This window comes from Flavobacterium rarum (SeqCode) (assembly GCF_965234445.1).
In the GTDB taxonomy this organism is placed as follows: domain Bacteria; phylum Bacteroidota; class Bacteroidia; order Flavobacteriales; family Flavobacteriaceae; genus Flavobacterium; species Flavobacterium rarum.
This window is the reverse complement of record NZ_OZ248490.1, coordinates 253,929-274,259: the sequence shown is the minus strand read 5'-3', so window position 1 is coordinate 274,259 and position 20,331 is coordinate 253,929. Positions and strand designations below refer to the sequence as shown.

Below are 20,331 nucleotides of genomic sequence, written 5' to 3'. Positions count from 1 at the left end.
ATTTTTTTTATTATTTTTATATAATGAAGTTAACAGACGAATATATTTACCGACAACCCGAATTATTTAAGTCAATTGTCTTGCATTTAATAAGTGTATTCGAAAGAGAAATTCCTGAATTAGAATTGTTTTTCAAATGGGGAATTCCGTATTTTTATTATAAGAAAAAGCCATTTTGCTATCTAGCACCCAATCACAAAAAAGGATTTGTAGACGCTGGTTTTACAAGAGGATTTCAATTAAAAAGAAACCAAGATAGTCTAGTAGATGAAAAAAGGAATACCGTCAAATCGCTTCGTTACTTTTCGTTGGAAGATATTGATAATGGGATTTTAGAAGATGTAATTAGAGAAGCTGCTTTGTTGTATGAATAAAAATTTCTAGCCCGAATTCTAGTGGTAAAATTTTCTACACGAATGGCGCACATGAGCAATAGCGTACTGACGAAGTAAATTATCGTTAATTTCTAATTTTAAAAATAATTGGACTAACACAACTAAGTTATAGAATTAGTATAATTTGGGCAATCTTTTTTCGTGTGAATTAGTGAAATTCGTGTTGAACTTTCTTTGAGTATTTTTAAAGACTAATTCAATTTAGGGTAAAGCAAAAAAAAATCCCCCGAAGGAGATTTTAAATAAAAGCATTGTATTTTTTTAAATTCTAAAGATGCCACCAAAGGCAATTATAGTTTGCACAAAGAAAAATTCTTGTGAAGCTGAGTCAGTTGAGCTTTCCGTAGTGCGAATGTCAGGCATATTAATGTAACCTCCTTTTAAATCGCCTTCAATTGTAAAATATTTAAAGATTACTAGGTTGATTCCCGCTTTTAATGAAGTTCCAAATCCTGAAACATGAAAAGCATCGTGTCTGGCTTGTCCCATTAAAGTAGTATTCGTCTTTGGATACAATAAACCTAATCCAACACCTCCATTGATGTTTACTTGAAATTTATCGGTATTTTTAATCCCGAATAAATGAGAAATATCATCTTGTCTGGCAAATTCAGAATATACATAATTCAATCCGTCAGTATGTTCAAACATTAAGAAATCCTCAGTCATTTGAAGAGGAGTACTATTGTAGATCCCATTAAATTGAGAACTAGGATTTGAAATAGGATAATTAATTTCTCCAGAAACATTTGCTATTTGGTTTTGCGTCATCACATATTTCATGTGATCTACACCTACAGAAATGCTGTATTTATCCGTAATAAAATAACCCAATTTGAAATTGGTTTGTGGAATTGTCATTCTACCTGGTGTAATGTAATCTACGTGCCATCCTTTGGGTTTGTCATGAGCAACAGCATCTTCGACAACAAAAGAGTAATTGTTACCTTTGAAAGTAATGTCCGATTTAGAGAATTTCTCTCTATTTCCACCCCAAGAGATGGTAAATTTTCCTTTGTTGTGGTCTGTATATCGCTCTGGTATTTTGATCTCGTCTTGTGCAAAGGTGTTTAGCGATAAAAAAAGAACTAAAAATGCAGTATATAAATAATTTGTTTTCAATGTGTTGATTTTAATTTAAAATTGATTTATTGTTTGTCTAATAGCAACCAACTTTGTCATCAAAGCCTCAAAGTAATCCAAATGCAACATATTGGCACCATCGCTTTTGGCATTTGCAGGGTCAAAATGAGTCTCAATAAAGATTCCGTCAACACCAACAGCAATTCCAGCTTTGGCTACTGTTTCAATCATGTCGGGTCTTCCGCCCGTAACACCAGCCATTTGGTTGGGTTGTTGCAACGAGTGTGTTACATCAAGAACGGTTGTAGCATATTGTTGCATCGTTGGAATACCACGGTAATCTACGATCATATCTTGGTAGCCAAACATAGTTCCACGATCGGTCACCATTACATTCTGATTGTTGCAATCCAAAACTTTTTGAACCGCGTGTTTCATGCTTTCTGGACTCATGAATTGGCCTTTTTTCAAGTTGACTACTTTTCCGGTATTGGCAGCTGCCACAACCAAATCCGTTTGACGAACCAAGAACGCAGGAATTTGTAAAACATCTACATAAGCCGCAGCCATAACTGCATCTTCATTGGTGTGAATATCTGTGACAGTAGGAACTCCAAAAGTTTTGGATACTTTTTCTAGTATTTTCAGTGCTTTTTCGTCTCCAATTCCTGAGAAACTATCAATTCTTGATCGATTGGCTTTTTTGAAAGATCCTTTGAAAACAAAAGGAATTTGCAAAGCATCAGTAATACCTACCAATTTTTCGGCAATTCGCATCGCCATTTCTTCGCCTTCAATAGCGCAAGGACCTGCTAGTAAAAAGAAGTTACCGCTCTCAATATGTTTGATTTGAGGAATATGTTGTATGTTCATTTTGTGTTTTTTTTTGAAAGTGCAAAGGTAGTTTGATTTTGTGATTTCCGAATTAGATTTAACTAATTATTTTTTGAAGTACTATAACTATAATTTGAAGCTATTTCCAGCCCCCGATAGCTATCGGGGCTGTATCTTTTTCTTTTTAAAGGAAAAAGAAAAAGGATGCCGTTTCCATCTGGGCTAGGGGAGTAGTGGTCTTAATTAGTTTTTCTTTAAACCTAGTCCGACAGGAACCATAAGAAGTCCTCTTTCGTAAATGTTTACATACAGAACTATAGGTTTTTTCAAACCGTCCCAAGTAACTTCATAAACATCTAGAAATCCAGCGCCTATATCACTACTTTTAGTAGGGAAAGGACAACAGTTTTCCATTTTGGTGTAAGTGATTTTTTCTCCCTTAGGCCCTGCAAGCGCATTAAAGAAATATTTTTGGTTTATAGTGTCGTTTTTGGTTCCTCTAAAATAAATATTGATTGGGTAATCTTTTTCATAACCGTATCGTTTGTCTTTGCTGTATTCCGTTATTATAAAGGCATTGTTTTTTCCAACAACTGGTATTGGTGCGTTGTTGTCAACGTTTTTTAAAGAAGATTTAATGCTTCCGCAAGAAGTTATTAAAAGAAGTATTGTGATGACAAAAGCTATTTTTTTCATTTTGATGGTTTAAAATTTTAAAGAGATGAATTTTAACTACAAATATAAAAAGAACTTTACTCTATCATCAACAATCAATTAAAATCCTTCCAAATTTTTATCAAAAAAGAGGAGATTTGATGAAATTACTAAAATCCTTTTATATTTGTAGCTTAAACAAATTAATATGGATGTAATTTTTCAGACTTGGCCTTGGTATGTTTCGGGCTTCTTAATAGGAGTAGTGATGCTTTTGCTTATTTATTTCGGAAAGAATTTTGGCATGTCAACTAATCTTCAATCTTTGTGTTCAATGACCGGATTGGGGAAACGTATTGCCTATTTTGATTTTGATTGGAAAGCCAATCGTTGGAATTTTGTAGTCGTGCTAGGTGCTATGGCTGGTGGTTTTGTGGCTGTTCATTTTATGGGAAATCCTTCAAATGTAACTATTAATCCCAAAACGATTGTACAGCTTTCGCAAATGGGAATAGAAGCTCCCAATGGAAAATTGATGCCCAATGCACTTTTTGGAGACCAAATTTGGCAATCACCCAAAAGTATTTTGATTCTGCTGATTGGTGGAGTTTTAATTGGTTTTGGCACGCGTTATGCTGGCGGATGCACTTCTGGACACGCCATTTCAGGATTGAGTAATTTGCAATTGCCTTCTTTGAAAGCCGTCATAGGTTTCTTTATTGGCGGACTGATTATGGCTCATTTTTTATTACCCTTAATTTTTTAAGCTATGAACGTATTAAAATATTTTCTTGTAGGATTCCTTTTTGGAATCGTTCTTACAAAATCAGAAGCGGTGTCTTGGTACCGTATTTATGAAATGTTCCAATTTCAATCGTTTCACATGTATGGAATCATTGGAGTTGCTGTAGTTACCGGAATTGTAGGTATTCAGATTATAAAAAGAAAAAACATTAAAGACATCACAGGTTTGCCTATCGAAATTCAGGAAAAACCAAAAGGGAATGCCAGATATTATATAGGAGGAATTTCCTTTGGATTGGGTTGGGCACTAGTTGGGTCTTGTCCAGGTCCTATTTATATATTAATAGGAGCAGGGTTTATGCCTGTTTTAATTGTTCTTGTTGGAGCATTAATTGGCACTATTATTTACGGTGCTTTAAAAAGTAAATTGCCGCATTAAAATTATAAAATCACAAAAAAAAAGCATTTTCTCTAAACCAGAAAATGCTTTTTTTTTGGATCAATGTGTTGTTTTACCGCGTGAGGGATAGAAATAAGCTACCGAAGTAGCATGGATAGCCCGACAGCATTACCGAAAAAGGCCGAATAGGCGGTGTCTATATTTGGCCTTTTTGGGTAATGGTGGCACGCCCTAATACTCATTTTTAACATTTTATTTTAGTGTATTCAATTTTAAAATTCCTTTCACTATTAAGTATTGTGCGAGACAATAGGTAGCCATGATATAAAAAGAAGCGTGTTCTATTGGTGTGTAAAATTTGTTAAAAGCCAAAACACTGTCAGAACTCACAAAAACTATTGCACCAATGAAGATGTATTTGTTTGCTGGAATGGACCATTTTAAACTGCCTTTGAAAGCAAAGAAAAGCATAGTGGTAATTACGATTGCATAGACTAAAACAGGAATTTTTAGTGGACCAAGTTTTGGAAACAAAGTAAAAATCATAATGGTAAAATACCCTAATATTAAAAAAACACCAAGCCAAAATTGTGCTTTGTTATCATTTTCTCGGGTAGTTTGCTGTTTGTTAAAAAGGACAATGTACACCAAATGAGATACAAGGAATGAAACTAACCCGAAGATAAAATAGAGTTCTCCTTTGTCGGCAAATAAGAGAATGATATCACCAATCCAAGAAAATAATAAAGCGGTCAATAGGATTTTTTTGGTTGGAAAATTTTCAGAAAAAGCAACTATGACCATTAAAATCGGGAGTATTAGCGGTTTCAGATACAAGTCAAATCCTTCTATATTAAGGAAAAGAATACTCAAATAAATAATACAAAATCCGATATAAGTTTTTAGAAGTAGGGGCGTTTTCATAGTTTTTTAAGAAGTTGCTATAGTTGCTTTTTTGGTATCAAAATTGGTGTTTACAAAATAAAGTGTGACCAATAATGATAAAACGAGATATCCAATTATGATATAAGTGGCATAGGGGAATAGGTTGTTCATTCCAAACCAATCGCCTAGATAAGCTATGATTGCAATACCAACAAAAAGCCGAATAGCTTCCCAAACTGCCGATGTTTTTCGGGTATCCATCAATTCGGTATAACTGTAAACGGTTAAGAATATAAAAGCACCGTAAATAAATACGTTGGGTAAACCAATACTACCAATCGAATTGTACATATAGGTGATGAGTAATAAAGTGATTATGGCTTGAAACAATGACCAATACATTAATTTGTTAGAATGTTGTGTGCCGTATTTTTCAAAAGCATAGACGTCTGTGATTTTGTTAACAGGATATTTTTCTTCAAAATTTTCGGGGCGCCAACCCGTTGGTTTAAACCAAATAGTGAGTTTGTCTTTCCATTTTTCGGCACGCCAAGCATCAGTGATCATTAACCAAAGATGCTGAAAATTGATGCGTATTGGATTCCAAGTTTGTGCAGGTCTAGTAATACCAAAAACTGGCGGAACACTATCTAATTCTTCTTGAAAAGTACCGAAAATTTTATCCCAAATAATGAATATTTGCGAGTGATTTTTGTCCATATAAATAGGGTTGATTGCATGATGAACCCTGTGATGAGATGGTGTAACTAGTATTTGTTCTAGAAACCCCATTTTTTTGATGTGCTTGGTATGATACCAAAATTGTAAAAACAAATGTATAGGCAGTATTATAGCAATTACCTTTGGAGGAACTCCCAGTAAAGCTGCTGGTATTAATAAAAAAGTGAATAAATTTACAAAACTAGAAACGGTTTGACGCAAAGCACAAGCTAGGTTAAATTCTTCACTACTGTGATGAATGGCGTGTTTGTTCCATAAAAAATTGATTTGATGGGACAAACGATGACTCCAATAACCGTAGAAATCAATGACTATAAAGCCAATAACATAAGCCAAAAGGGTAGCTTCCAAATGGAAAATGGCAAACTTACCTTCAAACCATTCGTATGAGATAAGCGTAACACTTAATCCCAAAACATCTTTAACCGAATTGACCATTCCAGAACTCACACTTGAAACAGAATCCATATTTGGAGAAGTGTCTTCTCCTTTATAGTGTCCATATATTTTTTCGATAATTATTAAAATCAAAAAAATGGGCATAACAAAAACTAAGATTTTACCGTATTCTATCATTTCAGGGGTATTTTTTTTCAAATATAAAATAATTGTTGGTAATGTTGTGTTTTTTCTTGATTATTTATAATTTTTTCTGAATTTTTAATAATGGATGGTTTCTGAAGTATCGAAATTATTGGAAACATTTTTATGTTTCAAAAAGGTTCTTTGTTGTAAAGTAGTAAAAAATTGAAAAAAAAACCTATTTGAGATTGTACTTACTCAAATAGGCTTTATCAAAAACTCAATTTTGGAAATGGTGTTGTAACTTAGACTATTTCGGCGTTTAATCCAGCTTCTAATAATCGAGTGCATTGTATTTTTAGTTTGTCATAATTACCTGTTTTCACGGTGCATTTTCCGTTATAATGTACAATTAATGAACATTGTTCTGCTTGTATTGGAGTATGACCACAAACCCTGATTAAAGTGTCAATAACATGATCAAATGTGTTTACATCATCATTATAAACGATTATCTCGTTGTTGATCGAAATTATGTCTTCTACACTAACTTTTTCTCTTATTTTTTCTTTGGTACTCATGTTTTTAGATTTTGTACTTTGTTATTACTAAAAGAAAACAGATACTAATTTACGTATTTTAATGATACCCAGTTGTTTCTTTGGAATTTTTTTACATAAGTTAACCCTTTTTCGGTGCAAGAGGCATCAATATAAGGAATGTCTTCTTCGTAAAAACCACTAAAAAGAATAGTTCCTTTTGGATTTAAGCAATCTACATAACTTTGCATATCATTCAACAAAATATTTCTATTGATGTTGGCAATAATTAAATCATATTTTTTGTCTTTTAATAATGCTGCATCTCCTTCGTAAACGGTAATGTGTTTGCAATTATTGCGTTCTGCATTTTCAATTGAGTTTAAGTAACACCAATTGTCAATATCTATTGCATCTATTGGTTGAGCTCCTTTCATTTCGGCAAGTATAGCAAGAATAGCTGTCCCACAACCCATATCCAAGGTTTTTAAGCCAGTTACGTCAATTTCCAGTAAATGCTGAATCATCATATGAGTTGTTTCGTGGTGTCCAGTACCAAAACTCATTTTTGGTTCAATAACAATGTCAAATTCAGCATCTGTTTTTGGGTGAAACGGTGCACGTACATGGCAATTTCCTTCTACATCAATGGGTTCAAAATTCTTTTCCCATTCCTCATTCCAATTTACTTGTTCAATTTCTTCAAAGGTATACTCAATTTTGAACTCTTCCGATTGTAGTATGTGAATATCGTCTAATATGGATTCATCCCAAAGGTCTTTTTGTACAAAGGCAGAAACACCTATCTCGGTTTCAGTAAAACTTTCAAAAGCTTTTTCGCCCAATTCGGCTATTAGTATTTCCGAACCTAGTTCTTTTGGTTCAATGGTAAAATGATATCCAATATAGATGTTTGACATGTTTGTTTTTTTTGCAAAGGTAGCGATCGAAGCCAATTCTTTTTTTGATTTTTAATTTTTTTTTTGAAAAATGAATTCTAAATTAAGTTTAATAAAAAATTATTTTTCTTTTTTGAGATTTTTTTTCGTCTTGTTTTTTGATTTATATAATCATTTTTTGGTTCTCAATTTTCGTGCCAAATTATAATTAAACGGTTGATACTGAATATGTGTTTTTTTTAAAACTGTTATTTATCCTGTTTTTAGATACAATTTAAAGTCGTTTTTAATTAAAATTTTACCTTTTTTTGATCATATAAAAAATGATATTTATCATGTTTTCGATATTATAACTTATTGAATTATAGATATTTAACTCTTAATTTGTGTCGTTTTTGATTTAAATTGTTTTATATTTGTGCAACTGTTTTGTTTGTAATAAAACAGTTTATAAATGCTAAATTTAATTTAACCACCATGAGAAAAGTATTTTTTTATACCGTAACTTTTTTTTCCTTTTTTATAGTTCAAGCACAGGATATTAAGCAGGCAAAAGTTGCCATCGATGCTGAGCAATTTGAAAAAGCAAAAAACATTCTAGAAACTATTACAACTGCAAAACCAACAGATGGATATGCTAAATTTCTTTTGGGAAATGTTTCCTTGTTAAGAGGTGATTATGTAGCGGCCAAAAGCCATTTTGATATTGGAATTACTTGTTCTACCAAAGGAAATTTTAATTACATTGGATTGGGATATATAGCTCTTGATAAAGGAGATGTTGCCGAAGCCGAGAAAAATTTTGCATTAGCTACTCAAAATAGTAGTAAAAAGGATCTGGAAGAATCCGTTTTTATTGGAAAAGCTTATACCTATTCAGATCATCCAAATTACAAAAAAGCTGTTGAAATTTTGAGTGCTTCAAGACTTTCTGATCCTGCAAATACAACAGTATTATTGGCTTTAGGAGATGCTTACAAATTCAATAAAAAGCAAAATGATGCCTATGATTGTTATAGAGAAGCTTTTCGATTAGACAGTTCCTTACTGAGAGCCAAAATGGGGTTGGGTACTTTGATTAAAAATGCTCACAATTTTCCTGTAGCAATAACTTCTTTTGATGAAGTAATTGCATTAAATCCGAATTATGGCCCAGTATATCGTGAACTTGCCGAAACAGAATATTTGTGGGCGATGAATGATGGCAGAAAATACGATGAACACATTTCAAAAGGAATTGCCTTTTATGAAAAGTATATGAGTTTAACGGATTATTCATTGGAATCCCGTATGCGTCATGCCGATTTTTTAATCTTAGCCAAAGATTACAAAGCACTTGAAGTTGAAGCCAATGAAATGAGTAAGTTAGATAAAGTAAACCCTAGAATTTACCGTTATTTAGGGTATTCAGCGTATTACAACAATAATTTTGATACCACAATATCCTCTTTAAACTCTTTTGTTTCGAATCCTACCAATAGAACAATTGCAAGAGATTATTATTATATAGGCGCTGCTAAGTTAAACAAAGCATTGGCAGCTACCCCAATAGATAACCTTGCTATTGATAATGCCATTTTAGATTTTAAAAAATCTTTTGAAATGAATAATGGTATTGCTGGAGAGCTTCCAGAACTGGCCAAAAAAGTATTTGACAAAAAATTATATGCACAAGCTGCAGTAGTATATGAAATTGCAATTGGAAATCCAGAAACCAAATCGTATTTAATGGATAATTTCTATTTTGCTTCTTCGGTTTATTGGTCTTGTATCGGAATCGAAAATTTGAATCCGCAACAATTGGAGCAATTGAAAAAAGCAGATTCGGCTTTGGATACTGTAATTTCAGCTTCTCCATCGACTCAAGACGCTTATCTTTTTAAAGCAAGAATTCAAGTCTTGCTTAAAAATGATATTCTTGTAACCAAAAACTATGAAGACTTTGTAATTGCTGCCAATAAAAAAGATTCCGCTGAGTTAGCTACCAAAGGAATGAAATCCAAATTAATGGAAGCTTACAATAACTTGGGAGTCATATATGCTGCTACTGACAAAATGAAAGCAAAAGATAGTTTTACAAAAACGCTTGCAATCGATCCAACCAATCAATATGCAATTGATCAATTGAAATTTTTGAAATAAAAGGTTGTTATATATTTTATTCTTTGAAACCAACGATGTTTAAGTCGTTGGTTTTTTTGTGGAGTTAAGAGACTGTTAAGTGCATAAACATTCGTTAATTTTCAATACAAATAATTGATTTTTTTTTAGGTTTTAAATATTTATAATAGCATTTGAGTAATTGCGAATTGACAAAGTAAATATTGATTGTGCATAAATTTAAAAAAGATTTTATTTTTTAATGGGAGTTTAAAATATAAAGGAATTAGTATTAATTTTGGCAGTATTAAAAGTACAATTACAGTATGAAAAAATCAATTTTAATCGCTTTTTTGTTCGTAGTTTTAGTAAGTAGTCGAGGTGTTAAGCCTGAGGTGATTCGATCTTTCTGTTATTGGAAAACTAGTCATGAAGCTAGTCAAGATGATGATTCCTTGGCAAATTCCATGAAGATTGAGCACTTGTATGTGCGTTTTTTTGATGTGGATTGGAATCCTTATGCAGGCGAACCACAACCTGTGGCTACAGTACAATTTGTGAATTGGGATGGAGAGCAACTGGAAATTACGCCTAGTGTTTTTGTAACCAATGAGGTCGTACTTTTGGCAAGTAAAAAGCAGTTGGACTCACTTGCAGAACGAATAAAGAATAGGGTAATAAATGTGCTAGAGGAATATCAAATAGAACAGTCTCGTGCGAAGGCCTACAAAATTGCCCAAAAAATATACGATTCGGGTAGTGAGTATCATAAAGTTTGGCCCAATACCGATTCTATTGCGAAAATTGAGAAAGATAGAATCAAACTGAACTGCAAAGAGATTTTGATTGATTGTGATTGGTCCGAGAAGTCAAAGAAGAATTATTTTTATCTTTTGGGAAGGCTTAAAACAAGTTTCCCTCAGTATACACTCTCGGCTACAGTGCGACTTTGGCAATACAAATACAGAGAGAAAGCAGGTATTCCGCCAGTGGACAAAGGCTTGCTGATGTGTTACAACCTGACGAGTCCCACAGACTATAAAACGGAAAATTCCATTGGTACAAGTAAAGAAGTAGAAGAATATGTAACTCATGGAGACTATACTTTACCGCTGGATTTGGCTTTGCCATTGTACAGTTGGTCAGTGGTTTTTAGAGGAAATCAGTTTAAGGGAATTTTGACAGATTATGATAATTTTGTATCCGATACAATTCATTTCAAGAAAGTAAGTGCAACGCGCTACTTGTTTCAAGATGATCTTTTGATTAGGGATTCTTATTTTAGAAACGGAGATGAAATTAGGATTGAGAAAATGTCGGATGCCGAAATTCAAAAGATTATTGCTGTCCTGAAATCTAAAATTACGATTACAGATCAAACCAAAGTTACCTTTTTTTCATTTGATAAAAAATACATTAACGATTATGGAATTGAAAACATATCCAAGTATTATTCGCTTTTTTAGTCTTTTCCTCTTTTTGTTAGGATTCAATAGTTCTTGGGCCTGCGGATGGTCTGAAAGTCCCGAAATTAGCCGTTTGGCCCTGTTTCGTGCTGAACGAAATGAATTTTTGAAACTTCGCTTTTTGACCTATTCTGCGGATAGTTATGCGACTCCCAATGTTTTTTCGAACCAAGACCAAAAGCTAAATTGCTTGGAATGGCAAAAGCAATTGGGAGCAGACATAAATCCAGACGATGTGTATACAATTTTGTATGAAACGGATTCGGAGGTTTTTCAATCAGCCTATCAATCAAGATCGTTGGTGAAAGTTTTTTCTAATAACACTTTCATAGTGAAACTGTCGATTCGAAAAAACAAAAAATTTCTGGAGTATTTAATTTTTGCCAAAAAGTTGGAGTACAACAATATGGGCGGTTCAAAATGGGAGACATGGAAATCCTTGAATTATGGTTATGATTCAGAAAATAAATTCTTCGCAAGTCTGGGCGATTATGATAAAATACTTAGTTCAACCAAAGATGAATTCCTGAAACAGCGTTATGCTTTTTTGTTGATTCGAATGAGTTATTATGATCAAAATCCACAAGAAGTGGTACGGTTGTATGAGAGTTATTTTGCATCCAAACCCAATACAATTTTGGCTCCTTGGGCCTTATATTTTAGAGCATTGTGCGCCGAAAATCAAGCATTGCAAAATTATTATTTGAGTCAAGTTTTTGTTTCTTGCGATGAGAAAACCAATGCGGTAATGCAACACTATGATCGGACACTAACTGATCAGACTTTGAGTTTGGCTCAAAATAATATAGAAAAAGGAGATATACTTGCGCTTGAATGCATGCGTAATCCTTCGCCTCAACTGGAAACTTTGAAACAAATTTACAGCTACAACCCCGATTCTATTTATTTTAGTTTTTTGATTGGCAGAGAAGTCAATAAGCTGGAAGATTGGATTTTTACTCCAAAATATACGCAAAGCAGTCCATCGGTTACGTTTAATGATGAGAAGTGGTATCAAGATTATGAAAAAGCCAGGGCAGATAATTTGAGTAAGGATATGTTGTATTTAAAAGAGCTAAAAATATTCTTAACGGCAATTGTTTCTACAGCGCAAGGAGAACAAAAGGATTATCTCTATTCTGCTATTGCGCAGTTGTGTTTTATCGATGATCAAATCGATTTGGGTAAAAAGTATGTCAATTTAATTTCTGAAAAGGCCAATAATACAATACAATTGCAATCAAAAATTCAGTTGGCTTTGGTGGCTTTAAAACAAAGTAATATTGAGAGTTTAGAAACAAAACAGCTGTTGTTTGATAGTTTTAATTCGATTGAAAAAGCAGTGGATCAAGATTATAGCCTTTTTAAAAGTATGTACAGTTTTTATAGGATTGTGAGTAAAGAATATGCAGAAAAAGGAGATCAAGCGACAGCAGGTTTGTTGTTTTTGAAATCGAACAATAAAAAGCAAAATGACGAAGGTTGGGAATATTTTCCTTATTTCTATAATTATTTGGGCTATTTTGATCGGTTTGCAACAGAAAAAGATATGGACAATTTGATGGCTTTGGTTGTTAAGAAAGACAAAACCCCTTTTGAAAATTACATTTGTTCAGGAACAACGACTGACAGAAATGCTTATCTGGATTTAAAAGGAACAATTGCTTTTAGAAATAATAATTTGGAATTGGCTCAAAAAACCTTTGCTGTAATGCCGAAAGATTTTTGGCAAAAGCAATATGAGTATAAAAGCTATTTGAATGAGGATCCGTTTTTTCCAAAAGTTTTGGTTTCAACCAAAGAACGAAAGTATGATTACGTTTTTAACAAAGCAGATTTTGTAAAAACCTTGTTGGAACTTAAAAAGAGAAACACTTCCGAAAGTAACCTAAAATTGGCACATGCTTATTTTAATGTTTCGTATTGGGGGAATGCATGGATGATGACAGCTTATGGATGGTCAAGTTATATGGGCGACAGCTATTCTGATTATGTTTTTGGGAAAAACAGATTTTATAGAGAAAAGTTATATCAAAGCGGCAATTATTTCAATTGTAATTTGGCCAAAAATTATTATCAAAAAGTATTGTTTTTGTCTAATAATAAAGAAGAAAAAGCATTGGCAAATTTGATGATTTTTGAATGTGATTATGTCAGTTTTTCAAGTACTGCTAATCTATCGGGTATTGAAAATGTTAGGTTTAAACCTGGAAAAGAAATCTACGGCTTTAATTCTTTATACAAAAACACTCAAACTTTTAAGAAGTACAATTGCCCACTTTTGCAGGATTTTATAAAGTAGCCTGGTTTAGAATTTATAGTTTTAGACATAAAAAAAAAGGAAACTGTGTTTCCTTTTTTTTTGACTTTGGGCAAATCGGGTTTAATTTATTCGATTAATCTTTTCTTGCACCTTTTTTAGGTATAAAGGCATTTCCTTGTGAAAATATTGAATAGACATAAAGCTTTCGTAATAGTTTACAGGTTTTGAAGTTAGATCGAATAATAATGGGTCACTTTCAATGATCTCCTTTTCATTAATTATTACTCGATCAGTCACTTCAAATACTTCTCCTTTTTTAGGACTATTTTTGACTCTTTTCCATCTTCGGAAACCTTTCATATATTCAGAATAACTGCCAAGTAGTTTGTTGTAATCATTTTGGAGTTTTTCTTTATTTGGATTCATAAATTGTAAACTTTTAAGTTGAACGTTATTTTTTGTAAACCTTCAATTTCTAACAATATACTTTTTTACTTTTCAATAATGATGCCAAACTTTTTATTTTATAGGTAAAGTGATAAAATTGTCGATTAAATGCGTATTTGTTAATGTGTTATATTAAAAAACTTACTTAAAAGCATTTCCATTATTTTTCTAAGCATAAAAAAAGCGATGCAAATGATTTTGCAACGCTTTTTTGAATTGTGATACTGTAGAATATTATAGTTTTTGAAAAGCTTTTATGAGATTGTGAATGGGTTTTAAAGAAATTTCTGTGCCACTTTCTCCATTTTCTGCATAATCGAAAGGATTGTCCAAATCTTTGATTAATAAAAACATATACGAAATCAAAAAAGTAACAAGCAAAGTAAAAAACAAAGCAACATAAAAAGGCTCGATTTTGATGATGATAAGTGACATGGCAATTAAGGTTCCCATAGCTTCCAAAATGGCATAAGCCGAACCAATAAAATTAGTTTCTCGGATAGTGTCGATTCTCATTATCATTTTTCGAATGTTGTTTTGCTCATTTTTTATTTTTAATAGGTATCCCGCTTGTATGCCTTCATTGTCTAATCCGATGATGAAATCATTAATTTGGCTTATTTTTTCTAATATCGATTCTGTGGTTTCTCTTTTATAAAACCAGTCCAACAGAGAAATTGCAAATGCTTTTTGAAAAGCTATAAATTGAAAAGCATTTTGTGAGTTTTTGCTTTTGTAAATGGTATAAGCTTCATCATATAATGATTTTATAGAAGCCGAAAGTTCGCTTGGTAATTTTTCACTCTCTTTATAATCCGAAAGTACTCCACTAATTAAAAATCCAATTAAGAAAATAGTACCCGCTATTAAACTAGTAAAAAGCGCATTTAATTCGAGTACTTCTAACTCAAATTGATGGGATAAAAATTTTAAGATTGCTACAAAAAGTAGTACGGGAATGATTCTGAAGGCAATAGACCATTTTTGCCATATTTTGTTCGATTTTCTTTTGATTGACTTTTTGATTTCCATTTGTAATTGTAGGTTAATTGTGTATTATATTAAAGTTATACCATTTGCAAATTTCGGGGTTTACTACTTGATTTTCTAATTTTAGTACTTCAAATATAAAAAAATATTCATAAAAAAAAACCTGTTCCACTAGAAAGAACAGGTTTTAATAGTAAATTAAAAAACAATACAACTAATATTAAAGTTGCTATATTTTACTAGCTATTAGATAGAAGTTACTATTGAAATGAAATCTTTTGCATTAAGAGCAGCTCCACCAATAAGTCCACCATCTACATCAGGTTTAGAGAAAATTTCTTTGGCATTATCTGGTTTTACACTTCCACCATAAAGAATAGAAACGTCTTCTGCGATATCGCTTCCAAAAGCTTTACGAACTGTTTCTCTGATGAATTGGTGCATATCTTGTGCTTGTTCTGGAGAAGCTGTTTCTCCAGTTCCAATAGCCCAAACAGGCTCATAAGCCAAAACAATTTTTTCCCAAGATTTGGCTTCGATGTGAAATAAACCATCTTTCAATTGGTTTTCTACAATATTGTAATGATTTCCAGATTGGCGGTCTTTTAATTCTTCACCAAAACAGAAAATAACGGTCATATCGTGTTTCAACGCTGTGTTTACTTTACTAGCGATCAAAGCATCTGTTTCATGAAAAATTGCTCTACGCTCAGAGTGTCCTAATATCACATTTTTAACGCCAATACTAGTTAGCATTTCTGCAGATATTTCTCCTGTAAAAGCACCACTTTCTGCTTGATGTACGTTTTGTGCGGCAATACCAATATTTGAATGTGTCAAATTATCTACTGCTGCAGATAAGTTTACAAAAGTAGGTGCAACAATTACATGTGCAGAAGTTTCTGCTGGTATTTGAGATAATAATTCGTTTAATAATTCTTTTGTTTGTGCAGCATTTTTATGCATTTTCCAGTTTCCTGCAACAATCTTCTTTCTCATTTTTGTAGTATTTATATTTGTATAATAGTTTTAATTAAAAAAAAACAATGTTCAAATTCCAAATTCCAATTGACATTGCTATTGAAATAGTTATTGCAACTGTTTCAAGGTGGTGTTGATTTGTTCAAAATCGGTTTCTATGGCGCGATACAGAACAATTTTACCCGTTTTGTCGATTATAATGTATCTTGGAATCCAGTCCAAATCAATTGCTTTGCCAAAGGTACCTTTCATACCATCATTTGCCATGTAATGTAAACCTTTAAGCTGGTGTTTTTCTATTCCTTCTTTCCATTTATCGGCAGTTTTGTCCATTGATAAAAAAACGTAAGAAACAGTCGGATTATTGACTTGAAGTTCTTTCATTTTTGGCATTGCTTTCACACAATCACCACACCAAGATGCCCAAATTTCGATTACTGTAGTTTTACCTTTTTGATTTTTTAGAATTTCTTCAAATTTAATTTGACTTCCGTCTGTAGTTAGTAATGTTTCTGAAAGTGCTTTTTTAGAGAATTCTGTTTTTTGTGCTTGCGAACACGAAAATGTTGCAAAAGCAATAATTAATATAGCTAAATTTTTCATTAAAGATAAGTTTTCACAAAGTTAACTAAAGAAAAGCAATTAGATAAATAGATTTTTGGAATTTTATTATGAAAATCATTTAATTTCATTACAATAACGTTATAGTTGATAATAAAATGGCAATATTTTCCTTTTAAAAATATTTTTTTTAAGAAAAATTTTAATCTTTGAAGTTGGTAAAAATAGTAAACCCTGCAAGAAATAGAATTCTTGCAGGGTTTACATAGCTATTTAAGTTGAGAATTATAAAATCAAATCCTCAGTATCATTAAAATGTACTTTTTGTTTTACGGTTCCCTTTTCGAGAATCACAAAACTTGGATTGGCTCTTTCGATGGTTTTAAGCGGAATAGCATCACAGAAATAAAAATCGAATGTTATTCCGTATTGTTTTTTGATTTTGGCAATTTGCTCAGGCGCTGAACCAGTCATTCCAATCACTTTATATCCTTTTGCGGAAGCAGATTTGTAAACTTCTGGTATTTTTGCTAGGCCTTCAGGATTGGCAAGAGCCAAATCATATGCTACTACCATTAATAATTTGGGTTCTTGTAAAAGTTCTTCTTTGTAATCGGATCCGTCTTTTTCAATTACAAAATCATGAATTGGAGGAACGTAACCTTCGGTAATTACTTTGTCTTTTCGGTCTACAAAAGTGGCGCCTGCTGGAATATTTGCTAAATCTTTCTCGGTGAATTCTTTGTCAACTCCATTTACTTTATAAATAAAAATCATTTCTACTATCGATTTTGGTGCGCCTTCCGGAATTTCCATTCCTTTCTGAATACTATTTCCCACTTTGAAAGCTCGGAAATCTTTAAGCGGTAAGTGATTGATTACCCAATATCCCATAAAAGCACAAAGGAAAACGGTAAGTATAGCTAAACTATTTTGAATTTTATTGTTGAATAATGGTTTTACCAATTTCGTATTAATAAAAAGGATTATTATAAAAAACAATAAAACAACATCTTTTGTGAATGATTGCCAAGGGGTAAGATGTAAGGCATCTCCAAAGCATCCACAGTCTTTTACCACATCAAAATAAGCGGAATAGAATGTTAAGAATGTAAACATGATTATTAAAAGCAATAATAGCCAAATCGTTGCTTTTGATTGGTATCCGATGAGCAACATTACACCCAAAACTACTTCCAGAATCACAATAAATAAGGCTATAGCCAATGAATAAGGAACAAAAAAGGGCATGTTGAACACAGGTTCACTAAAATATTCTGCCAGTTTGTATGAAAATCCAATTGGATCATTTAGCTTGATTAATCCAGAGATTATGAAGAGAACCCCAACGAATATTCGCGAGAATTGAGTAATGATGTTTTTCATTTTTTAGGTTTTTGACAAAGATAAATAGAGCTGTTTTTATTTTTGTTAATGAGTTGTTATTTCTTAAAGCCCATTAGAATCAAAGCAAAAATCGAATAGTTAATCATATCTTGGTAATTGGCATCAATGCCTTCAGAAACGATAGTTTTTCCTTTGTTGTCCTCGATTTGTTTGACACGAAGTAGTTTTTGTAAAATTAAATCGGTTAGTGAACTTACACGCATTTCGCGCCAAGCTTCTCCATAATCGTGGTTTTTGTTTTCCATCAATTCTTTGGTCAAAGCGACTTTAGCATCGTATAATTGAGTTGCTTTTTCGGTATCCAAATCGGGTTGATCAACAACACCCAATTCCAATTGAATCAATGCCATAATCGAATAATTAATAATTCCGATGAATTCACCAGTTTCATCTTCATCGACTTTGCGAATTTCGTTTTCCTGTAAACTTCTAATTCTTTGGGCTTTTATGAAAATTTGATCGGTTAGAGAGGGAAGTCTCAAAATGCGCCAAGCACTACCATAATCTTTCATTTTATTGATAAAAAGTGATCGGCAAATAGCGATTACATTATCATATTCCTGTGAAGTATTCTTCATTATTGATGTATATTTGTCTAAAATTGCATCAAAAATAAGAAAAATAAAGTTTAAAAGTTTGGCTATATTCTAAAATAAACTGTGTTTAATTTTAAACATATAAGTCATGTAAGTATAAAAATGGCTTGTTCCTCAAAACAGGAGTTAAAAGTGAATATAAGTTTAAAAAAATGTAAGCTAATTGATTTTTTCCTTAAATGAACTTTTAGTTTTGCTTAATTTTATTCAATAATTAAAAACTTATATGACTTATATGTTTAATAATATATTTGATAAAATCCTGTTATCTTAAGGGTTAAGCTAAAAATTTTAGTATTGAAGTGTTTAAGGAATACTGGGTAGTGCAGTTCAAATTTTAAACAAATTTTTAAACAATTTCAAATAATTTTGAACTTTTAAACAAAAACTAAATGAACTGTAAAGGACAACTCATAGACCTATCTGTGCCAAAAGTAATGGGGATTTTGAATATAACTCCCAATTCTTTTTTTGATGGTGGAAAGTATAAAAATGAAACCGAACTACTAATTCGTGCCGAAAAAATGATTAGCGAAGGAGCTACATTTATCGATGTTGGAGCCTATTCAAGTAAGCCAAATGCCCAGTTTGTTTCGGAAGAAGAGGAGATTTCTAGAATAATTCCGGTTGTAAATTTGTTGCAAAAACATTTACCAGAAACGTTACTTTCTATAGATACTTTTCGAGCTGGAGTAGCTAAGATTTGTATCGAAAATGGAGCAGCGATTATCAATGATATCTCGGCTGGAATCTTGGATGACAAAATGATGGATACCATTGCAAAGTATAATGTTCCGTATATAATGATGCACATGAAAGGAACACCTAAAACGATGCAAACACTCACTCAGTATGAGAATATTATTAAGGAAATGTTGTTTTATTTTTCGGAACGAATTTCGGCTGCAAGAGCATTAGGAATTAATGATTTGATTTTAGATCCTGGTTTCGGATTTGCCAAGACAATAGAACATAATTTTGAAGTTTTACAAAAAATGGAACTATTTCAAATGCTTGAATTGCCTTTGTTGGCAGGAATTTCAAGAAAATCTATGATCTACAAAACATTGGAATCAAATGCAGAAATGGCTTTGAATGGCACCACAGTTTTGAATACAATTGCCTTAACCAAAGGGGTTAAAATTCTAAGAGTACACGATGTAAAAGAAGCTGTAGAGTGTGTTACTTTATTTAATAAACTAAATTAAAATGATAAAATATTTATTTGGATTTGTATTGTTCTTATGTGTTTCTTGTGGAAATAAAGAAGATATTTTGTTGCCTAAAGCTGGAAAAACAATTATAAAGGATGTGGTTGACCTTTCGCCAATTTATATTTTTTTTAGAGTAAAAGGAAAAGATACTTTAGCCGAAGTAAACAGGAAAAATAGCATTATCACTACCAATTGGATTTTGAATATTGATAAGCGTTTACCATTGCGATTGGTGATTCCAGAAGTAATGAAACTGCAACAGCGTAAGCGTGAGGAAAAAGAACATAGAAACGAATTGGCACTTAATTATTATTCTTATGCCGATAGTATTGGCAAAAACTTAGCTTTTATTCCTTTTACAGAAGTGTATTATAAAATGGATAAGCCAGTTGGGACAGTAATTTTTTTTAATAAAAAAAATGAAATTTGGGTAAATGATTTGATGATAAAGAAAGGTAACTTGGAAAGTTTTCTAAATGATTTTATTGAGCAAAACTCCGCAAATCGGAAATTTTGTTTTTCAAAAGATTTATCTTTTGGAGAATATATTCAGGATAAAATTTATCTTCAAAGTTTAAGAATTAATAATAATGAAGAGTTTATTAACTAA

At 32.1% G+C, this 20,331-nt stretch carries 21 protein-coding genes; 8 read left to right on the top strand and 13 right to left on the bottom strand.

Annotated features, from left to right (window positions below):
* Window positions 1–23 precede the first annotated feature (23 nt).
* Window positions 24–374 (top strand): DUF1801 domain-containing protein, encoded by a 351-nt coding sequence (locus tag AC8GF4_RS09360; protein WP_506594153.1) that lies wholly within the window; start codon window positions 24–26, stop codon window positions 372–374.
* A gap of 282 nt (window positions 375–656) precedes the next feature.
* Here the strand turns inward: AC8GF4_RS09360 and AC8GF4_RS09355 are convergent, their stop codons facing one another.
* From AC8GF4_RS09355 to AC8GF4_RS09345, 3 genes are all read right to left on the bottom strand, one after another.
* Entirely contained in the window at window positions 657–1,517 is an 861-nt protein-coding gene (locus AC8GF4_RS09355; protein ID WP_506594151.1) for a hypothetical protein, read from the bottom strand.
* Between the two features lie 15 nt (window positions 1,518–1,532).
* A complete protein-coding gene (gene kdsA, locus AC8GF4_RS09350) occupies window positions 1,533–2,351 on the bottom strand; it encodes a 3-deoxy-8-phosphooctulonate synthase (RefSeq protein WP_506594150.1) in 819 nt (272 codons plus the stop codon).
* Window positions 2,352–2,555: 204 nt separating this feature from the next.
* A complete protein-coding gene (locus tag AC8GF4_RS09345; RefSeq protein ID WP_506594148.1) occupies window positions 2,556–3,008 on the bottom strand; it encodes a 2-dehydro-3-deoxyphosphooctonate aldolase in 453 nt (150 codons plus the stop codon).
* A gap of 166 nt (window positions 3,009–3,174) precedes the next feature.
* On the opposite strand from AC8GF4_RS09345, the gene AC8GF4_RS09340 reads away from it, so the two are divergent.
* Window positions 3,175–3,732 carry a YeeE/YedE family protein gene (locus AC8GF4_RS09340; protein WP_506594146.1) on the top strand — a complete coding sequence of 186 codons (558 nt, stop codon included), beginning with the start codon at window positions 3,175–3,177 and terminating at the stop codon, window positions 3,730–3,732.
* A gap of 3 nt (window positions 3,733–3,735) precedes the next feature.
* On the top strand, window positions 3,736–4,149 hold the full coding sequence (locus AC8GF4_RS09335; RefSeq protein ID WP_506594144.1) for a DUF6691 family protein: 414 nt from the start codon (window positions 3,736–3,738) through the stop codon (window positions 4,147–4,149).
* A 213-nt stretch (window positions 4,150–4,362) separates the two neighbouring features.
* Here the strand turns inward: AC8GF4_RS09335 and AC8GF4_RS09330 are convergent, their stop codons facing one another.
* From AC8GF4_RS09330 to prmA, 4 genes are all read right to left on the bottom strand, one after another.
* Entirely contained in the window at window positions 4,363–5,034 is a 672-nt protein-coding gene (locus tag AC8GF4_RS09330; RefSeq protein WP_506594143.1) for a lysoplasmalogenase, read from the bottom strand.
* A gap of 6 nt (window positions 5,035–5,040) precedes the next feature.
* Window positions 5,041–6,312 carry a sterol desaturase family protein gene (locus AC8GF4_RS09325; protein WP_506594413.1) on the bottom strand — a complete coding sequence of 424 codons (1,272 nt, stop codon included), beginning with the start codon at window positions 6,310–6,312 and terminating at the stop codon, window positions 5,041–5,043.
* Between the two features lie 251 nt (window positions 6,313–6,563).
* Window positions 6,564–6,839 carry an ATP-dependent Clp protease adaptor ClpS gene (locus AC8GF4_RS09320; RefSeq protein ID WP_506594141.1) on the bottom strand — a complete coding sequence of 92 codons (276 nt, stop codon included), beginning with the start codon at window positions 6,837–6,839 and terminating at the stop codon, window positions 6,564–6,566.
* A 44-nt stretch (window positions 6,840–6,883) separates the two neighbouring features.
* Complete coding sequence (prmA, locus tag AC8GF4_RS09315; protein ID WP_506594139.1) at window positions 6,884–7,717, bottom strand: 50S ribosomal protein L11 methyltransferase; 834 nt, start codon at window positions 7,715–7,717, stop codon at window positions 6,884–6,886.
* 456 nt (window positions 7,718–8,173) lie between these two features.
* On the opposite strand from prmA, the gene AC8GF4_RS09310 reads away from it, so the two are divergent.
* The 3 genes from AC8GF4_RS09310 (at window position 8,174) to AC8GF4_RS09300 (ending at window position 13,564) form a co-directional block, all read left to right on the top strand.
* Window positions 8,174–9,838 carry a tetratricopeptide repeat protein gene (locus AC8GF4_RS09310; RefSeq protein ID WP_506594137.1) on the top strand — a complete coding sequence of 555 codons (1,665 nt, stop codon included), beginning with the start codon at window positions 8,174–8,176 and terminating at the stop codon, window positions 9,836–9,838.
* A gap of 284 nt (window positions 9,839–10,122) precedes the next feature.
* Window positions 10,123–11,262, top strand: coding sequence for a hypothetical protein (locus AC8GF4_RS09305; protein ID WP_506594135.1), 1,140 nt, complete (start codon window positions 10,123–10,125; stop codon window positions 11,260–11,262).
* A complete protein-coding gene (locus AC8GF4_RS09300) occupies window positions 11,222–13,564 on the top strand; it encodes a hypothetical protein (protein ID WP_506594133.1) in 2,343 nt (780 codons plus the stop codon). The genes AC8GF4_RS09305 and AC8GF4_RS09300 overlap by 41 nt, the downstream gene beginning before the upstream one ends.
* A gap of 81 nt (window positions 13,565–13,645) precedes the next feature.
* Here AC8GF4_RS09300 and AC8GF4_RS09295 read toward each other — a convergent pair whose 3' ends face one another.
* The 6 genes from AC8GF4_RS09295 to AC8GF4_RS09270 all read right to left on the bottom strand — a co-directional run bounded on the left by AC8GF4_RS09295 (window position 13,646) and on the right by AC8GF4_RS09270 (window position 18,489).
* On the bottom strand, window positions 13,646–13,951 hold the full coding sequence (locus tag AC8GF4_RS09295) for a hypothetical protein (RefSeq protein WP_506594131.1): 306 nt from the start codon (window positions 13,949–13,951) through the stop codon (window positions 13,646–13,648).
* A 255-nt stretch (window positions 13,952–14,206) separates the two neighbouring features.
* Complete coding sequence (locus AC8GF4_RS09290) at window positions 14,207–15,004, bottom strand: hypothetical protein (protein WP_506594129.1); 798 nt, start codon at window positions 15,002–15,004, stop codon at window positions 14,207–14,209.
* Window positions 15,005–15,208: 204 nt separating this feature from the next.
* The gene (gene tpiA, locus AC8GF4_RS09285; RefSeq protein ID WP_506594127.1) at window positions 15,209–15,961 is read right to left on the bottom strand and encodes a triose-phosphate isomerase; all 753 of its coding nucleotides are present in this window, start codon (window positions 15,959–15,961) and stop codon (window positions 15,209–15,211) included.
* A 90-nt stretch (window positions 15,962–16,051) separates the two neighbouring features.
* On the bottom strand, window positions 16,052–16,546 hold the full coding sequence (locus tag AC8GF4_RS09280; RefSeq protein WP_506594125.1) for a TlpA family protein disulfide reductase: 495 nt from the start codon (window positions 16,544–16,546) through the stop codon (window positions 16,052–16,054).
* Between the two features lie 243 nt (window positions 16,547–16,789).
* The gene (locus AC8GF4_RS09275) at window positions 16,790–17,890 is read right to left on the bottom strand and encodes a BT_3928 family protein (protein ID WP_506594124.1); all 1,101 of its coding nucleotides are present in this window, start codon (window positions 17,888–17,890) and stop codon (window positions 16,790–16,792) included.
* A 56-nt stretch (window positions 17,891–17,946) separates the two neighbouring features.
* Window positions 17,947–18,489: a DUF1599 domain-containing protein gene (locus tag AC8GF4_RS09270; protein WP_264563859.1), complete on the bottom strand. Its 543-nt coding sequence runs from the start codon at window positions 18,487–18,489 to the stop codon at window positions 17,947–17,949.
* Between the two features lie 410 nt (window positions 18,490–18,899).
* On the opposite strand from AC8GF4_RS09270, the gene folP reads away from it, so the two are divergent.
* Window positions 18,900–19,715: a dihydropteroate synthase gene (gene folP / locus AC8GF4_RS09265; RefSeq protein WP_506594122.1), complete on the top strand. Its 816-nt coding sequence runs from the start codon at window positions 18,900–18,902 to the stop codon at window positions 19,713–19,715.
* 1 nt (window position 19,716) lies between these two features.
* Entirely contained in the window at window positions 19,717–20,331 is a 615-nt protein-coding gene (locus AC8GF4_RS09260) for a hypothetical protein (protein WP_506594120.1), read from the top strand.

What these genes read in the sequence shown, in the direction of transcription:
- AC8GF4_RS09360 (WP_506594153.1), top strand. Translation starts at nt 24, where the DNA reads ATGAAGTTAACAGACGAATATATTTACCGACAACCCGAATTATTTAAG.
- kdsA (WP_506594150.1), bottom strand. Translation starts at nt 2,351, where the DNA reads ATGAACATACAACATATTCCTCAAATCAAACATATTGAGAGCGGTAAC.
- AC8GF4_RS09345 (WP_506594148.1), bottom strand. Translation starts at nt 3,008, where the DNA reads ATGAAAAAAATAGCTTTTGTCATCACAATACTTCTTTTAATAACTTCT.
- AC8GF4_RS09340 (WP_506594146.1), top strand. Translation starts at nt 3,175, where the DNA reads ATGGATGTAATTTTTCAGACTTGGCCTTGGTATGTTTCGGGCTTCTTA.
- AC8GF4_RS09335 (WP_506594144.1), top strand. Translation starts at nt 3,736, where the DNA reads ATGAACGTATTAAAATATTTTCTTGTAGGATTCCTTTTTGGAATCGTT.
- AC8GF4_RS09330 (WP_506594143.1), bottom strand. Translation starts at nt 5,034, where the DNA reads ATGAAAACGCCCCTACTTCTAAAAACTTATATCGGATTTTGTATTATT.
- AC8GF4_RS09325 (WP_506594413.1), bottom strand. Translation starts at nt 6,312, where the DNA reads ATGATAGAATACGGTAAAATCTTAGTTTTTGTTATGCCCATTTTTTTG.
- AC8GF4_RS09320 (WP_506594141.1), bottom strand. Translation starts at nt 6,839, where the DNA reads ATGAGTACCAAAGAAAAAATAAGAGAAAAAGTTAGTGTAGAAGACATA.
- prmA (WP_506594139.1), bottom strand. Translation starts at nt 7,717, where the DNA reads ATGTCAAACATCTATATTGGATATCATTTTACCATTGAACCAAAAGAA.
- AC8GF4_RS09310 (WP_506594137.1), top strand. Translation starts at nt 8,174, where the DNA reads ATGAGAAAAGTATTTTTTTATACCGTAACTTTTTTTTCCTTTTTTATA.
- AC8GF4_RS09305 (WP_506594135.1), top strand. Translation starts at nt 10,123, where the DNA reads ATGAAAAAATCAATTTTAATCGCTTTTTTGTTCGTAGTTTTAGTAAGT.
- AC8GF4_RS09300 (WP_506594133.1), top strand. Translation starts at nt 11,222, where the DNA reads ATGGAATTGAAAACATATCCAAGTATTATTCGCTTTTTTAGTCTTTTC.
- AC8GF4_RS09295 (WP_506594131.1), bottom strand. Translation starts at nt 13,951, where the DNA reads ATGAATCCAAATAAAGAAAAACTCCAAAATGATTACAACAAACTACTT.
- AC8GF4_RS09290 (WP_506594129.1), bottom strand. Translation starts at nt 15,004, where the DNA reads ATGGAAATCAAAAAGTCAATCAAAAGAAAATCGAACAAAATATGGCAA.
- tpiA (WP_506594127.1), bottom strand. Translation starts at nt 15,961, where the DNA reads ATGAGAAAGAAGATTGTTGCAGGAAACTGGAAAATGCATAAAAATGCT.
- AC8GF4_RS09280 (WP_506594125.1), bottom strand. Translation starts at nt 16,546, where the DNA reads ATGAAAAATTTAGCTATATTAATTATTGCTTTTGCAACATTTTCGTGT.
- AC8GF4_RS09275 (WP_506594124.1), bottom strand. Translation starts at nt 17,890, where the DNA reads ATGAAAAACATCATTACTCAATTCTCGCGAATATTCGTTGGGGTTCTC.
- AC8GF4_RS09270 (WP_264563859.1), bottom strand. Translation starts at nt 18,489, where the DNA reads ATGAAGAATACTTCACAGGAATATGATAATGTAATCGCTATTTGCCGA.
- folP (WP_506594122.1), top strand. Translation starts at nt 18,900, where the DNA reads ATGAACTGTAAAGGACAACTCATAGACCTATCTGTGCCAAAAGTAATG.
- AC8GF4_RS09260 (WP_506594120.1), top strand. Translation starts at nt 19,717, where the DNA reads ATGATAAAATATTTATTTGGATTTGTATTGTTCTTATGTGTTTCTTGT.